This window comes from Dickeya fangzhongdai (assembly GCF_002812485.1).
Taxonomy (GTDB): domain Bacteria; phylum Pseudomonadota; class Gammaproteobacteria; order Enterobacterales; family Enterobacteriaceae; genus Dickeya; species Dickeya fangzhongdai.
On record NZ_CP025003.1, the window covers coordinates 3,167,402 to 3,182,890 of the forward strand.

Consider the following 15,489-nt stretch of genomic DNA (forward strand, 5'->3'; position numbering starts at 1 on the left):
TCTGCGATTTCCCTGCACGGCTACTCGCCGTATGACGACGCGCCGCATGGCGTATATTGCTGTTAAGGGTTCATTCCGGATGAGCCGACACGGAGCTCGCGACATAAAAATCCGCCTCGCTGGGTGGTAACGGCGTACGTCCGCGAATCCGATCGGCGATTTTCTCCGCCATCATGATCGTGGTGGCGTTGAGGTTACCGGTAATAATCTGCGGCATGATCGACGCATCCACCACCCGCAATCCGGAAAGCCCGTGCACCTGCCCCTGACCGTCCACCACCGCCATCGCATCCTGCCCCATCTTGCAGGAACCGCAAGGATGGTAGGCGGTTTCCGCCTGCCGGCGAATAAACGCATCCAGCTCGTTGTCACTCTGCGCCTGCGGCCCCGGACTGATTTCTACCCCCCGATAACGATCCAACGCCGGCTGCGACATGATTTCCCGGGTAATGCGAATCGCCGCGCGAAACTCCTGCCAGTCCTGTTCAGTCGACATATAGTTGAACAGAATACTCGGGTGTTGACGCGGATCGCCGGATCGCAGATGGACACGGCCGCGGCTTGGCGAACGCATCGACCCGACATGCGCCTGAAAACCGTGTTCACGCACGGCCTGAGAGCCGTTGTAATTGATCGCCACCGGTAAAAAGTGGAATTGCAGGTTAGGCCAGTCAAATGCTTCGCTGCTGCGAATAAACCCACCGGCTTCAAACTGATTGCTGGCGCCGATACCGGTACCGAAAAACAACCATTCGGCGCCAATCTTCGGCTGATTGATCCACTTCAGCGCCGGATAAAGCGAAACCGGCTGTTTACAGCGGTACTGCAGATACATTTCCAGATGATCCTGCAGATTCTGCCCCACACCCGGCAAATGCTGCACCAGCGGAATATCCAGACTGCGCAACAAATCCGCCGGGCCGACGCCGGAGCGCTGCAATATCTGCGGCGATGCAATCGCTCCCGCGCACAGCAGGACTTCACGCCGGGCGAAAACCTGCTGCGGCTGATTGCTGTCGCCACGCAGATAGCTGACGCCGATCGCCCGCTTGCCGTCGAACAGGAGGCGATCGGTCAGCGCATGGGTCACGATGGTCAGATTCGCTCGCCCCCGCGCCATGTCCAGATAACCGCGGGCGGTGCTGGCCCGGCGTCCGTCGGGGGTTACCGTGCGATCCATGGGGCCAAACCCTTCCTGCTGATAGCCGTTCAGGTCATCCGTACGCGGATAACCCGCCTGTACGCCTGCGGCGACCATCGCATGAAAAAGCTCGTTGTTTCCCGCTTTGGGTGTCGTCACACACACCGGTCCCTGATCGCCGTGATATGCATCAGCGCCGCTATCGCGCCGTTCCGCCAGGCGAAAATACGGCAGGCAGTCGCGATAGCGCCAGTCTGCCAGGCCGGGCAAGCTCGCCCAGTGTTCAAAATCCATAGCGTTGCCGCGGATGTAGCACATGCCGTTGATCAGCGACGATCCGCCCAATCCTTTACCGCGCCCGCACTCCATCCGCCGGTTATCCATATACGGCTCAGGATCGGTTTCATACGCCCAGTTGTAGCGCCTCCCCTGTAACGGCCAGGCCAGTGCGGCCGGCATCTGAGTTCGAAAATCCAGCCGGTAGTCCGGCCCGCCCGCCTCCAGCAGCAGAACGCTGACATCAGGGTCTTCCGTCAGCCGGGCGGCCAGCACGTTGCCGGCAGAGCCGGCGCCAATAATGATGTAGTCATAATCCATGTCATTCTCCGTCAGCATTAAAAAATCGGATTGAAATCTCCCAGTTCGACCTGAATGGATTTGGTTTGGGTGTAACTTTGCAACGTGACGATGCCGTTTTCACGTCCGATGCCCGAGTGCTTGTAACCGCCGACCGGCATCTGCGCCGGCGATTCGCCCCAGGTGTTGATCCAGCCGATTCCGGCCTGCAACTGATGGATAACCCGATGCGCCCGGCTGATATCGCGCGTCACCACGCCAGCCGCCAATCCATAATCGGTAGCGTTGGCGCGCCGAATCACCTCTTCTTCATCGCCGTATGTGAGGATGCTCATCACCGGCCCGAAAATCTCTTCGCGCACGATGGTCATGTCATCCCGGCAATCGGTGAATACCGTGGGAGCCACCCAGGCGCCGCGAGCGAATGCGTCGCCTTCAGGCACATCGCCTCCGGTCAACAATCTGGCGCCTTGTGTCTTGCCGAGTTCGATGTAACGCAGCACTGACTCCCGGTGGGCAACGCTCACCAGCGGACCAAAATTCACCGTTAGGTCGGTCGGGTCGCCCATGCGGATACGAGCCACGCGCTCAAGAATTTTGTGCTCAAAAGCCCGCTTCAGCGCAGCCGGGATAAATACCCGCGTACCATTGGTACACACCTGGCCGCTACTGAAAAAGTTGGCCGCCATGGCGATATCGGCGGCCCGATCCAAATCGGCGTCATCAAAAATAATCAGCGGCGATTTACCGCCCAGTTCCATCGTCACCGCTTTAAGGCTGGACTCAGCGGCATTCGCCATCACCGTTTTGCCGCTCACCACACCGCCGGTAAAAGACACTTTGGCGATGCCAGGATGACGCGTCAGCGCCTGACCAACGCGCTTGCCGCTACCGGTCAGTACATTGAATACGCCCGCCGGCAGCCCCGCCTCATGATAGATCTCCGCCAGTTGCAAGGTTGTCAGCGAGGTCAGTTCGCTGGGTTTAAAGATCATGGCGTTGCCCGCCGCCAGCGCAGGGGCGGATTTCCAGAGCGCAATCTGAATCGGGTAATTCCAGGCGCCAATCGCCGCCACCACGCCCAACGGCTCTCGCCGGGTATAGGCAAAGGACAGATCGCGCAGCGGGATCTGCTGCCCTTCCAGCGATGGCGCCAGCCCGGCGTAATACTCCAGCACATCAGCCCCAGTGGCGATGTCCACTGTTCGGGTTTCCGCCAACGGTTTGCCGGTATCATGGGTTTCCATCAATGCCAGCTCGTCATTACGTTCGCGAAGTATCGCCACGGCGCGCTGCAACACCCGTGCCCGTTGTATCGCCGTCATCGCAGCCCATACGCGTTGCCCATGCTGCGCAGACGCGACCGCCCGTTCGATATCGCCGACCGTGGCTTCCTGTAGCTGGGCGATGACTTCGCCCGTCGCCGGATTAACGGCAGGAAAGCTGTCGTTACCGTCGCTGTTGACCCGTTCGCCGTGGATAAACAGCGGCTGTAAACCATAACGTGACATGATCAGTTCTCCTGTTCAGGTGTGGCGCAGGGCGCCGTCTTCAGCAGGCAGTCGATAAAGTGGCAGGCAACCGCCAGAGACTCCTCCCGGCTTCCTCCCTTGTCGTTCAGCGCGCTGCGCAGCCACAATCCGTCAATCAATCCCGCCAGGCCTCTTGCCGCGCGGCGTGCCTCTTCACGCGGCAAACAGCGACGAAATTCGACGCACAGGTTGGAATAAAGCCGGCGGCTGCTGACGCGTTGCAGTCGGTAAAGGTTGGGGGAATGCATGCTGCTGGCCCAAAAGGCCAGCCAGGTTTTCATCGCTGCGGCGCTGGTTTGGCTCGCATCGAAATTCCCTGCCACCATCGCCTGTAACCGTAACCTGGGGTCGTCTGACGTCAGCGCGGCCAGACGCGTTCTGACGGCGGTGCCCAGCAGACGCAACAGGTAACGCATGGTGGCGTCAAGCAGGCCATTTTTGTCCTGAAAATAGTGGCTGATGATGCCGTTAGAAACGCCCGCTCGTCGGGCAATCTGCGCAATGGACGCCTCATGCAGTCCCACTTCGTCAATCGCCATCAATGTGGCGTCGATCAATTGCTGTCGCCTGATCGGTTGCATCCCGACTTTGGGCATAAACACCTCCTGCGGCGGACGTATTACGGCTGCGTCAGCCGAATTGTTGTCTGGTTATCAAGGGTTCATTGAAACTTTTTTTAATTGAACGATCAATCAAAAATAAATCCACCCCACAAATCGCAGGAACGACGACAACCGCGAGAGATCGATCAGCTCACGTTTTTGCGATCAATTCCGGTTTCTGGTGGTTTGCGGTTTCTGGCGAGCAAGGTATACTGGGCCATCGAAATGAAATAGTGTTTTAAAAAATGTAGTTGTCCGCACATATAAAGGAACGAACATGAAAATTGCACTGATTAACGAGAACAGCCAGGCCGCAAAGAACGCGATTATCGCCGCAGCCCTGTCCAAAGCCGTTGAGCCGCAGGGTCACACCGTATACAACTACGGTCAATATGCTGTTGAAGATGCTGCACAGCTGACCTACATCCAGAACGGTATCCTGGCTGCCATCCTGCTGAACTCCGGTGCCGCTGATTTCGTGGTCACGGGTTGTGGTACTGGTCAGGGCGCCATGCTGGCCTGTAACTCTTTCCCGGGTGTGATCTGTGGTCTGGTTGTTGACCCGTCTGACGCTTACCTGTTCTCCCAGATCAACAACGGTAACGCGGTTTCTCTGCCTTACGCCAAAGGCTTTGGCTGGGGCGCCGAGCTGAACCTGGAAAACCTGTTCACTCAGTTGTTCAAAGAAGAAGGCGGCCGCGGCTACCCGAGCGATCGCGTAGTTCCGCAGCAGCGTAACAAGAAAATCCTGGATGCCGTTAAAGAGGTGACCTACCGCGACCTGATCACCATTCTGAAAGGTCTGGATCAGGATCTGGTCAAAGGCGCTATTGCCGGTCCGAAATTCCAGGAATATTTCTTCGCTAACAGCACCAACGCTGAACTGACCAGCTACATCAAATCCCTGCTGAACTAATTCCGCCGGGTAGCGTTATTCTGACCACCGCCCCGGCGGTGGTCTTTTTTTATCGGTTATTTGGCGTGCTTCCGTTCAGGTCGAACAACAGTTAGCCAGACGTTTCAAAAGCCTGAAATACTGCTTGACCATAACAGGGTGACTCCCTATAGTAGCGCCCCGTTGCCCCTGACGGCGACAATCCGGTGAGGTGTCCGAGTGGCTGAAGGAGCACGCCTGGAAAGTGTGTATACGTGAAAACGTATCGAGGGTTCGAATCCCTCCCTCACCGCCAGATTAAAAACAAAAACCCCAGACTTGCGTCTGGGGTTTTTGTTTTTTAACCGCTGATGGGACGGATGAGAACCCGCGACAGGATTCGACAAAACGGCCCGCCGTTTTGGACCGCCGTAGACGACCAGTATGGCGAGCGCTGCGCGCAAGTCTATCCCAACCGAACCTACGTCTTCCCTTCCCAAACCATGTCTGGTTTTTTACCCGCGATCGGGCTCGGCGAGAATCCATGCCGAAGTCGACAAGATGGCCCGTTGCCATACAGCATCGCAACGGTAGATGTTCACAGAAAAGAAAAACCATTTGTTAAAAGCAAAAAATATTAACTTTCCTTTACATGACAATCTGTTCCATGCATTCTCTTTAACACTGCCCTCTCTAGAATACTGCAATCATATTATCCCAACATTAAACAACTCGTTGATATAAGAACCAAATAACAAATCAAACTATTAATCATCCAGCTTATATTTTCCATGGAAACCTAAATAAAAATCGATTTTTTATTGTCATTAATGTTCACTTAATCTAAATAAAATAAATTCAGCGCGGTAAGATAATTATACTTTTTTACCTCCATCCTCATTTCTGGCGGAGCATTTCAACATGACCATTGTGAAAAAATTAGCTATCGCAATCAGTATATTTTCCCTGGCGCTGATTAGCGTAGGTGGTTTCGGTCTTCATTCACTTAGCCAGTCAAAAGATCGTCTGGAATATGTGATGACTAACACATTACCCAGCCTTGATAATTTGGTGAAATCGAATAATGCATTAAACGATGCACGTAGCGATCTGGCGCTTATTTTTCTTACCCGGGAAGAGCAACAGCGCAATACCTTAAAACGAGCGCTTGATGACTCGCTGAGCAGCGTTGAAAAACTGAATGCCACGTATAAAAAGGATCTGGTCTCTGACAACAAAGATGCGCAGATGGCTAATGATAATCTGCAATATCTGAGCGACTTCCGTGCCGCTAAAGATAAGCTGTTTCAGCAGTCCCAAACCGATACTCAGGCCGCAGAGAAGGCCTTTGCCTCTCGGGGCTATGTCACGCTGGCTCAGGAGAAACTGGTAAAAGGCTTTCAGGATCAGTACAACTACAACGTCGGTCTGGCCGGCGGACTGCAGGAGCAAAATACCACCAGTTTCAAACAGGCGTTCTTCGGGCTGGTCGGGTTGATTGTGGTTGCCCTGCTCGCCGCCGGCACCTTGTCCACGGTGATTATCAGCTATGTGCGCGCCAGCCTGAACGCCCTGCGTCAGACGCTGCTCACCGTTAGTGAAAATCTGGATTTAACCCTGCAGGCCGACACCAGAAAGAACGATGAAATCGGCCAGACCGCCAGCGCCTTTAACAACCTGATTCAGCGGTTCGCCACCGTTCTGGCTAACGTGCGTTCCGCCAGTGAAAGCGTTTCAACGGCATCCGGTGAAATCGCCGCCGCCAACGAAGACCTTTCCGCCAGAACGGAAGAACAGGCCTCTTCGCTGGCACAGACCGCCGCCAGTATGCATGAAATCTCATCCACCATCGAAAGTAATGTCGACAATACCGCCCAGGCCAATCGGCTGGGTCAGCAAGCGAGCGTTGCGGTCCAACATGGCGATGAAGCGGTGCAGCGTATGATGCACGCGATGGAAGAGATCGCCAACGGGTCCGCAAAAGTAGCCGATATCACCAACCTCATTGAGGGTATCGCCTTCCAGACCAATATCCTGGCGCTGAATGCCGCTGTGGAAGCCGCACGGGCAGGCGAACATGGGCGTGGTTTCGCGGTGGTGGCCGGCGAGGTCCGCACGCTGTCCCAGCGTTCCTCATCCGCCGCCAAAGAGATCAAGACGCTGATCGACAGTGCGATTGCCGCCGTACAGCATGGTGCGGTGCAGGCTGACGAAGTCCGTGATTCCATCAATAACGTGAAAGGCGTAATTCAGAACGTGTCCAGCCTGGTCAATGAAGTGTCGCTGGCGTCGGAAGAACAAAGTCGCGGCATATCCCAGATTAACACCGCCATCAACCAGATGGAGGCAGTTACACAGCAGAATGCCGCCATGGTGGAGCAAGCCTCATCCGCAGCGGACTCACTCAACGAGCAGGCAACCAAATTGCGCCAGTCGGTGGAGGCCTTCAAACTGCAGGGGAACGGCCATTTTACCGACTCGTATGCCATGAACGACATACAGCCATTACGCCTCGGCCATCACTGATTGACCTGGCGTTCCGGTGAATAAAAGGGCTGCTCACGCAGCCCTTCTCGCTTTTACGCCAACCGTGAATCAGGAATACGCCACCAGCGTACGCTGGCACAGCTCGGAGCGGACGCAGTCCTCTTTGCCAAAGGTGACAATGCCCACCATACCATCTTCCGTAAATCGCTCCAGCGCATCGCGCAGGCCCGATTTCACGCCGGCAGGCAAGTCACATTGCGTAATATCGCCATTGACAATCACCGTGACATTCTCGCCCAGACGCGTCAGGAACATCTTCATCTGATTGACGGTAACGTTCTGCGCTTCGTCCAAAATCACTACTGCGTTTTCGAACGTCCGTCCGCGCATATAGGCGAATGGCGAGATCTCCACCTTGGCAATTTCCGGCCGCAGGCAGTACTGCAAGAAGGAAGAGCCGAGCCGACGTTGCAACACGTCATACACCGGCCGAAAATAAGGCGCGAATTTCTCCGCGATGTCGCCCGGCAGGAAGCCGAGATCTTCCTCCGCCTGCAATACCGGCCGCGTAACAATAATACGTTCAACCTCTTTATGAAGCAGTGCTTCGGCCGCTTTGGCCGCACTGAGAAACGTTTTGCCACAACCCGCCTCACCGGTGGCAAAGATTAACTGTTTATTTTCTATTGCAGACAAGTAGTGTTCCTGAGCTGGGGTTCGGGCCTCAATCACTGAGTTGTCGCGGCTTTCACGCGCCATACCGATAGCTTCAATGCCGCCCAACTGAACCAGAGAAGTGACCGAATCTTCTTCACGCTGACGATGACTGCGCGATTCGCGTCTGATAACACGTTTGGCTTCACGACGCGCTTTGATCACTGCTTTTTGTCTTCCCATAGTGGCACCTTACAGTTTGTTTCACTGACCGTACGACCCAGGGCCGACGGTGTTTTGTTCACAAATGAGGTTTGGCTTCCTTATTAAGCCGTAACGCAGGTGGAATGAAAAAAGCCGATGCGAAGTTGGCGCTGTCGCCTTTAGTGGCATGACGGCGCGTTCGGCATCGGCTTTGAAGAATGGAGCGGGAATCACTCCAGGGACCATATCGCAACAACCAGGGGACAGTGAGAAAATGAAGCGGGAGGGAGATCCTCCGCATCGATGAAGCGGTAAATACGGGCGAATTTGCTGACTATTCCGTCCAGGGAAGGACTCTACCATTCGCGCTCCTCACTGTGACAATAACTATTCGGGTGAATAATGATTGACCGTATCAGGCACCCGACATCTGAGGATGAAATTACCGCCCACAGATGTCATTAAGATGACAGTGCTATATTTTGCCCCGGTATGGCAAGTATTTTCACATCACCATAACATAAAACTATGAGCTGGATTTCCTCCGCCGGCCAGCGGAGGAATGCGAAGGTTAGTAATGCTTCTGCCAGTGCAGATATTGATCGTACTTCCGCAGAGCGCTGCGGTATGTATTCTGCTCGATATCAGGCAAATAATCGCAAATACGCTGCTGAATATTGCCATCCGAGGAGAAGCTCTCCTGCGGGTAATTCTTCGACAGCAGCAATTCATCAAGACGCCGCAAGCGGATGACATATTCCCGCATCGTGCTGTGGCGCACCTCAGTCTGTTCGATCAGATACTGCGTGAACGCTTTGATATCGAAATAATTGGCGTGTGTATTGCAGGAAACTTCACTGCAGAAACGACATAAGGGGATGAGTTCTTCCTGCACAGATTCCCAGATAGTGTTGTCAATCAGCCGATCCATCATGGCTATCGACTTTTTATTGATGAGCTGATCGCGAAATACCAGCGAAACACGATCCAGTTCCTTGGCACAATTGGCGCAGTGTGTTTGCCTGTGTTTGAAGTCTTTCAAATAACGGCTCAGAAGCTGCTTCTTCCTGGTTGCTTGAGGCATGAGTCCATTCCTGACAGTAGTGTGGGTACAACTACATATCTGCGCGCTCCAAAATTAAACGTCACTCATTAATTTCGCACGCAGACGCTTTATCGCCTGGCTATGCAACTGACTAACGCGCGACTCCCCGACTTCCAGAACCGCCCCAATCTCCTTTAGGTTAAGTTCTTCCTGGTAATAGAGGGTCAACACCATTTTCTCTCGCTCTGGTAGGCTCTCAATCGCGTCCATCACTCGCTGGCGTAAATTCACGTCCATCAGTTGATTTAACGGATTGGCTTCTTCATTTCCTTCCAGTAACGCCTCAGCGCTATCCCCATGCTCTTCCCGCCACTCATCGTAAGAAAACAACTGGCTATTGTTGGTATCCAGAAGAATCTGGCGATACTCCTCCAGCGAGATATTCAGGGTTTGGGCTACTTCCTGTTCGGTAGGAGCCCGGCCGAGTGACTGTTCAGCCTGTTGCATTGCCTGAGCGACTTCCCGGGCGTTACGCCTGACACTGCGCGGCGCCCAGTCCCGGCTGCGCAGCTCATCCAGCATCGCGCCACGAATACGTTGCACGGCATAGGTGGTGAATGCCGTGCCCTGCAACGAATCATAACGTTCTACGGCACTGAGCAGCCCAATGCCCCCCGCTTGCAGGAGATCATCGAGCTCGACGCTTGCCGGAAGACGAACCTGTAAGCGTAAGGCTTCATGGCGCACCAGGGGAACATAGCGCTTCCATAATGAATTTTTATCCATTGTGCCTTCAGCGGTATACAGTTCGCTCACAGTGATAAATACCTATAAAATTAAGGTGCTCAGCAACATTATGCGTTTAGCATACTATGGCAATCGGCAGAATAGGTGTAGAAAAAAGGCTTTTTTCAGATATGCAACCGGATTCCCATTTCTGAATATTGTAGCCGCTATAGCGTAAGGTGGGTACCTTCCCTCGGTCAGAGTCAGCCATTTTTGTGATGTACAGTTATTGACTGATAATGCAAGAAACTATTAATACAATAATAGTCATGACGACGGAAGAGAATCAGCCTGTTTGCAGATGCTTACGCTGATAAACCGCCGTATCGGATAATCAGCATAATAAAATATGGCTGAGGAATAAGGCACCATCCCACTGGCACCTTATTCCTACTGCTCAGTCAATTTTAGCTATTAAGCTTATTGCCATATTTTTCAACAAGATAATCTTTATATTCCGAATAGCGGTTTTGTGCATCCTTGATAGTTGTCACTACCCAGGCGAATGAGCTTTCTCTGTGATTGACGTCACAGACAAAAGACGCATCAATCCGCGTAATATGGGTAGATTTCCCCACGCCATCCAGAACGGCAGACAATGCGACCTGATCCAAAAACCAGACAGCATTATTCTTCATCAAATTATTCCATATAAACAAAGCAACTTTTTTGATGAATCGCCTGGATTCCTCGCCACCGTTCAGGTAGACAAATCCGGCAATGGCTTTTTCCCAGAACGGCGAGCTTTCGCTTTTCGTCAAAGCAATATCCGCTGATGCCACAGTATGCTCGACAAATTGCCAGCCATTCTTCATCAGGCAATCCGCATCGACAATAATCAGCGGCCCCTTGACGATAGGCAACAGATAATTAGCCGCCACAAATCGTCTGCAGGCATAGTGAACATTAATACCAAATACATCGGCAACTGGCTCGGTGGTACAGGAAATATTCAGCTCAGGAAACTGTGCATGTTTCGCTTTGATATCTTCAGCCGTCACCTCGTCAATATTATAGACATGAAGGTGTACATTGAATTTTTCACGGTTGGTCTCATAGAGTGAATAAATCAGATGTACGGCATGCTGATGATAGTATTTAACATCACACGCGATAAGTATGGTGGGTTTGTCATTATCATTATCTCTTTGCTGTAACCACTGATAATGCTCATAATTGATGTTCTCTGTTTTCGATACTAGCGAACTGAAATCAATATATGAGTCAGGATAACCACCACTTTTGAATATAGTCGAGACGACCATCAGTAACGTCAGCGGATCTTCGCCAATAAGATAGGAGTTGGCGGTCATTCTTTTGACGAGTAGCAGCGCATACTCGTAATCGTCTTCCAGAATGCAGGTGAGCAGCAGAATCTTAAAAATAACAGGCACATCCTGTAGAGCGTCCAGATTGTTTTCGATCAGGGAAACGGCATGTTCTGTCGCGCCAATCCGGTACAGCAGCTGAATAGAGGCGACCAGATATTCAAGATTCGGCGCCAGCTCTAATACGTCGCTAAGGTAACGGACAACACTGTCAATATACTCGGCCGGCATATGTACTTGCTGACCGCTCCATTTTTCATCCAGCGCCAGGTTAGACAAGGCAATCGCATTCAGCAGCAATCTCAGCGCGCGATCCTGAGCTTCTGGTAAATTGCTCTGGCTGGCAGCCAGATTTTTGTTCAGGGTATAAATATCACAGCTTCTATTGACAATCACATCAACGATAATCTCTTTCGGCAAGTCGCCAATATCGCCAATCATCAACTCCCGGCTGAACACATCCCGATAATATTGATGCGTCGATTTTACATGCGTGTAATCCGCCATAAACAACCTTCAATTCATTGTATTTACTGTTACGGCAACATGATCAGACATATTACAGAATGCCTTTCCGGATGGTCTGCACAACCACCCGGAAAATAGCTCATCAGTTGGCCGCCGGGATAAAGAACATGATGGTTTCAGCCCATCCTTCGGTATAGTGGCGCAGATAAATGCGATAATCACTCCGCAAGCTCAGGATATATTCGGGAATTTTCCAGAAGTCGCTCGGATAATGATAAACCGCCACTGCCAGCTTCGGGTGATCATCCAGAATATGCTGTTTCATTCCGGTCAGCGCGGCGATTTCCGCTCCCTCCAGATCCAGCTTGATAAAGGTAACGGGCTCATTAACTACGCTATCCAGTGTCGCCACTTCAATTTTTACGTTCCCTTCCTCCGAAATATGGCTGGCAGAACCATCGCCCGAGGAAAAGCTCAGCGTCGTATTCCGGTCGAACAGCCCAAGTGGGTGGTAGGTAACGCCATGCAGATGCTGCATATTCTTTTTAGCCAGCACCAGCGTATCGCTGCCCGGTTCGAAGAAATGGATGCCGCCATACCCAGGGCAACGTTTGGCGAACTCCAGGCTGGTAAAACCATCAAACCCGCCGCCATCGACAAAAACTTCGCCATCGGAAAACGCAACGAACGGTTCGAAATACTGTCTGTCGACACAAAAATCGTATTTGTCGATCGCGGCCAGGTTGGCCTCCAGGCGAAAACGCAAAATGTCGTCAAATACCTGGCGGGACTCATCATCAACCAGCAGCCCGCGGATCCACTCGAATTTCGCGGTGTTGGTCGCATACTCTTTACGCATATCAGTAATGCATTCAAGCTGTGGCACTGCGCCGTGGCTCAAATCGGCAAACGCGAAATAGTCCATCACCTCTTTGACGCCTGCTGCCTTCAGTTTTTCCACGCCGGTTCTGGGACGGGAATTGGTCACTGCAGACACCACCATGCTGTCCTTCTCGATTTGATTCAGGCGCAGCACCGGCTTTCCCAGCCATGTCGTCAGGTCGGTGTATTCGTCAATAAAGCCGTCAACCGGCGCGACTCTGGCGACGGCCTCCGCATACTGGTTAACACCCAGTACATAGTGTTTAACACCATCGGCACGGGTAAACCGTTCAAAAAAGTCAGCTGTTGCGCTGTGCGCTGCCGCAGGCTTACTGGCTGTATTCATTCGTCTTCTCTCCAATACCTTCTGATATCGCAATGAGTCATCACCCTCATCATGCACCGCTCCGACATGCTGTTATCAGCAAACGCGGCTTACCAGTAAAAGTTTAGCGACAGTAACACCGGGTGATCTCTAAACCGATACAGTACAAACTCAGCAACACATTGATTTATATATTTATCAAATCGCGGATTTACTCCGTAATTCGAACCTTCTCTCCTTTATGCGCGCTGGCGGCGGCGGCCTGGAGATAACGAATACCGCGCATCGCAACATCGGCGCCAAACACATACTCGCACGCGCCTTCTTTCAGATAAGAAGCGATGTCCTCGTAGTAATTGGCAAACGCTTCAATAAATCCGGCGGGGTGGCCGGCTTTAAACCGGTTGTACCGTGGCTGAGATGCGATCAGGTTATCCGGATGCGTTCTGTCGATCACATAGGAGACGCCGTTGATATTACTGAGTTTCAAATGCTCAGGGTCCATCTGCAACCATTCAGCCGATCCTTTGCTGCCATAAACCCGGATACGCAGCCCGTTGCGGTAACCCAGCGCCGCTTTGGTATACCAGTAATTGCACACTACCTGATTGGTGTAGCCAGAGATGCAGTGAACCGTATCCACCACGTCCGGGATCTCACCGAACCGATGGTGCACCGCATACACATCCTGCGCCTGCTCGCCGATGATGAAATCCACCATCTGATGGGCATGCACCCCCAAATCCAGCGACACGGTAGGGATCACGCCGTCATGCTGACGCCAGTCCTGCGGGCGCGGCACCGCCCCGCTCTTCACATGGCGCAGAAAACCTTCCTGAGGCATTTCAACCATGACCTGCCTGATTTGGCCCAGCTCGCCATCGGCGATCCGCTGTTTCAGCTCCCTGACCATCGGGTAACCGGAATAATTGAAAGTGACCAGCAGAGTCCCGTTCATTTGTTCCAGCGCATGCTGAATCTCGGCTACTTCCTCTACGCTGGTTGCCAGCGACTTCTCACAGATAACCGGCAGTTGATGCTCAATGCAGGCAATCACAATATCTTTATGCGTCGGCGTCGGCGTCAGAATGATAACCGCATCCAGTTTACTGGCTTCCGCCTGCAAAAATCCGGTCAAATCGCGGTACACGCGGTCTTCATGAATTCCCCAACTGGCGGCGGTTTGCTGATTGATGTCATCATGGCGGCTGAAAAAACCTGATACCAGTTCGAAGTGACCATCCATCTGCGAAGCAATCTTGTGCGTTTCACCGATTGCCGAATTAATGCCTCCGCCGATGAACCCGACTTTTAATGCCTCACCGTCGTTTGTCATGCTTTTCATTTCTCTTTCCCCAGAAAAGAGTGGCTCACCACCAGGTGATTTTTCAGGTTCACGGTACTTTTCAGCAACGCGGCTTCTTCATCGAAGGTCATAAACACAACGGCAGCGCGATCGCCTGGCGCCGGATTTAGCACTTCGCCGCTTTTTTTCAGCACGACACTCTCCAGTAACTCACCAGGCAACTGGTGATAACGCAGCGCGTTAAAGATCGTTTTTTCAGACACCGATACGGTATGTCTGGCGACATAATGGCGGGCTGCCGGCCGCTTATTGGCGAATGTCGACAGCAGTGACAAAAAAGGCGCCACAAAATATTCCGCATAGGGGATATCGGTGGAATAACGAATCAGCTGGCAATATAAATCGCCCGGGCAACGCCGGGTCAATTCAATCAGCCAAAAATCGTCGCGATTGGCGATAAATTGCGTATGCAGCAGGCCATCGCATAACTTCAGGTCGGCGACAATGCTGTTGATGCAGTCACTGACGGCATTTTTCAGCGTTTCACTCATTTGATGAGCAACACAACTGCTGTTCACCTGATAAGGGTAGACCGTGCAATATTCATCAACAAAGAACTCACAGACAATCTCGCCGTTACGAATAAACGCCGAATGGCTGTGCAGCGAGCCTTGCCTGAACTCTTCTATCACCACCTGACCGCTTACCGATGCCGACGCGGCCGACTGGTAAGCCGGCAGAATATCCTGCTCGCGCTGAACCTGAGTAATGCCGCGGCCACTATAAGCATCGACTGGCTTGACCAGAATCGGGTACGACAGTTGCCCCACCGATTCAATGTCACGCACCGCTTTAGGAATCGGCAGTCCTTTACGCTGCGCATAAGCACGGAACGCATCCTTTTTCAGCAGGATCGCCGTTGTCTCAACCGAATCGAAACCGGGCATGCCCAGCGATTCCGCGACCCAGGCGCCGGTTTCATAAGAAACATCCGTCACGCCGGGCAAAATAGCCTTAATATTTTCTTTTCTGACAATGCCGAGAATGGCCTCTTTGTCCGAATAATCTTCGACAATCGACCGGGTTGCCCGGATATGACCAGGATCGCCGGGTTTACCGCTGCACACACCAATCGCAACGCCCTGTTCCAGGCACGCTTCCAGCAGCGGCAGCGCAGAAAAACCCGCATCAAGCATTAAGGCATCTATAGTCGACATATCCATTCTCTGTTACCAATATTTTCTCAGGCTCCCCGCTGCGACAGGGAACGCGCACTCCC

Annotated in this window: 12 protein-coding genes and 1 tRNA gene; 3 read left to right on the forward strand and 10 right to left on the reverse strand. The window is 52.6% G+C overall.

Going from position 1 to position 15,489, the window contains the following annotated elements:
• Positions 1–70: 70 nt before the first annotated feature.
• The 3 genes from betA to betI are packed head-to-tail and all read right to left on the reverse strand — an operon-like array spanning position 71 to position 3,845.
• Complete coding sequence (betA, locus tag CVE23_RS14010) at positions 71–1,738, reverse strand: choline dehydrogenase (RefSeq protein WP_100850475.1); 1,668 nt, start codon at positions 1,736–1,738, stop codon at positions 71–73.
• Positions 1,739–1,755: 17 nt separating this feature from the next.
• Positions 1,756–3,228 (reverse strand): betaine-aldehyde dehydrogenase, encoded by a 1,473-nt coding sequence (gene betB / locus CVE23_RS14015; protein ID WP_100849780.1) that lies wholly within the window; start codon positions 3,226–3,228, stop codon positions 1,756–1,758.
• Between the two features lie 2 nt (positions 3,229–3,230).
• Complete coding sequence (gene betI, locus CVE23_RS14020) at positions 3,231–3,845, reverse strand: transcriptional regulator BetI (protein ID WP_100849781.1); 615 nt, start codon at positions 3,843–3,845, stop codon at positions 3,231–3,233.
• A 283-nt stretch (positions 3,846–4,128) separates the two neighbouring features.
• On the opposite strand from betI, the gene CVE23_RS14025 reads away from it, so the two are divergent.
• From CVE23_RS14025 to CVE23_RS14035, 3 genes are all read left to right on the forward strand, one after another.
• Positions 4,129–4,767, forward strand: coding sequence for an RpiB/LacA/LacB family sugar-phosphate isomerase (locus tag CVE23_RS14025; RefSeq protein ID WP_038667967.1), 639 nt, complete (start codon positions 4,129–4,131; stop codon positions 4,765–4,767).
• A 184-nt stretch (positions 4,768–4,951) separates the two neighbouring features.
• Positions 4,952–5,041, forward strand: a tRNA-Ser gene (locus CVE23_RS14030).
• A gap of 605 nt (positions 5,042–5,646) precedes the next feature.
• Positions 5,647–7,251 carry a methyl-accepting chemotaxis protein gene (locus CVE23_RS14035; protein ID WP_100849782.1) on the forward strand — a complete coding sequence of 535 codons (1,605 nt, stop codon included), beginning with the start codon at positions 5,647–5,649 and terminating at the stop codon, positions 7,249–7,251.
• Between the two features lie 69 nt (positions 7,252–7,320).
• Here CVE23_RS14035 and phoH read toward each other — a convergent pair whose 3' ends face one another.
• From phoH to CVE23_RS14075, 7 genes are all read right to left on the reverse strand, one after another.
• Positions 7,321–8,109 carry a phosphate starvation-inducible protein PhoH gene (gene phoH, locus CVE23_RS14040; protein WP_038919546.1) on the reverse strand — a complete coding sequence of 263 codons (789 nt, stop codon included), beginning with the start codon at positions 8,107–8,109 and terminating at the stop codon, positions 7,321–7,323.
• 532 nt (positions 8,110–8,641) lie between these two features.
• Positions 8,642–9,154, reverse strand: a complete 513-nt coding sequence (gene fliZ, locus CVE23_RS14050) for a flagella biosynthesis regulatory protein FliZ (RefSeq protein ID WP_038667959.1) — start codon at positions 9,152–9,154, stop codon at positions 8,642–8,644.
• A 54-nt stretch (positions 9,155–9,208) separates the two neighbouring features.
• A complete protein-coding gene (locus CVE23_RS14055; RefSeq protein ID WP_013318476.1) occupies positions 9,209–9,931 on the reverse strand; it encodes an RNA polymerase sigma factor FliA in 723 nt (240 codons plus the stop codon).
• Between the two features lie 377 nt (positions 9,932–10,308).
• Positions 10,309–11,736 carry a hypothetical protein gene (locus tag CVE23_RS14060; RefSeq protein ID WP_100849783.1) on the reverse strand — a complete coding sequence of 476 codons (1,428 nt, stop codon included), beginning with the start codon at positions 11,734–11,736 and terminating at the stop codon, positions 10,309–10,311.
• Positions 11,737–11,839: 103 nt separating this feature from the next.
• Positions 11,840–12,925, reverse strand: a complete 1,086-nt coding sequence (locus tag CVE23_RS14065; RefSeq protein ID WP_042860250.1) for an FkbM family methyltransferase — start codon at positions 12,923–12,925, stop codon at positions 11,840–11,842.
• A 190-nt stretch (positions 12,926–13,115) separates the two neighbouring features.
• On the reverse strand, positions 13,116–14,249 hold the full coding sequence (locus CVE23_RS14070; protein ID WP_100849784.1) for a Gfo/Idh/MocA family protein: 1,134 nt from the start codon (positions 14,247–14,249) through the stop codon (positions 13,116–13,118).
• Positions 14,246–15,427 carry an ATP-grasp domain-containing protein gene (locus CVE23_RS14075; RefSeq protein WP_100850476.1) on the reverse strand — a complete coding sequence of 394 codons (1,182 nt, stop codon included), beginning with the start codon at positions 15,425–15,427 and terminating at the stop codon, positions 14,246–14,248. Before CVE23_RS14075 ends, CVE23_RS14070 begins: the two co-directional genes overlap by 4 nt.
• Between the last annotated feature and the right edge of the window lie 62 nt (positions 15,428–15,489).

What these genes read in the sequence shown, in the direction of transcription:
- betA (WP_100850475.1), bottom strand. Translation starts at nt 1,738, where the DNA reads ATGGATTATGACTACATCATTATTGGCGCCGGCTCTGCCGGCAACGTG.
- betB (WP_100849780.1), bottom strand. Translation starts at nt 3,228, where the DNA reads ATGTCACGTTATGGTTTACAGCCGCTGTTTATCCACGGCGAACGGGTC.
- betI (WP_100849781.1), bottom strand. Translation starts at nt 3,845, where the DNA reads ATGCCCAAAGTCGGGATGCAACCGATCAGGCGACAGCAATTGATCGAC.
- CVE23_RS14025 (WP_038667967.1), top strand. Translation starts at nt 4,129, where the DNA reads ATGAAAATTGCACTGATTAACGAGAACAGCCAGGCCGCAAAGAACGCG.
- CVE23_RS14035 (WP_100849782.1), top strand. Translation starts at nt 5,647, where the DNA reads ATGACCATTGTGAAAAAATTAGCTATCGCAATCAGTATATTTTCCCTG.
- phoH (WP_038919546.1), bottom strand. Translation starts at nt 8,109, where the DNA reads ATGGGAAGACAAAAAGCAGTGATCAAAGCGCGTCGTGAAGCCAAACGT.
- fliZ (WP_038667959.1), bottom strand. Translation starts at nt 9,154, where the DNA reads ATGCCTCAAGCAACCAGGAAGAAGCAGCTTCTGAGCCGTTATTTGAAA.
- CVE23_RS14060 (WP_100849783.1), bottom strand. Translation starts at nt 11,736, where the DNA reads ATGGCGGATTACACGCATGTAAAATCGACGCATCAATATTATCGGGAT.
- CVE23_RS14065 (WP_042860250.1), bottom strand. Translation starts at nt 12,925, where the DNA reads ATGAATACAGCCAGTAAGCCTGCGGCAGCGCACAGCGCAACAGCTGAC.
- CVE23_RS14070 (WP_100849784.1), bottom strand. Translation starts at nt 14,249, where the DNA reads ATGAAAAGCATGACAAACGACGGTGAGGCATTAAAAGTCGGGTTCATC.
- CVE23_RS14075 (WP_100850476.1), bottom strand. Translation starts at nt 15,427, where the DNA reads ATGTCGACTATAGATGCCTTAATGCTTGATGCGGGTTTTTCTGCGCTG.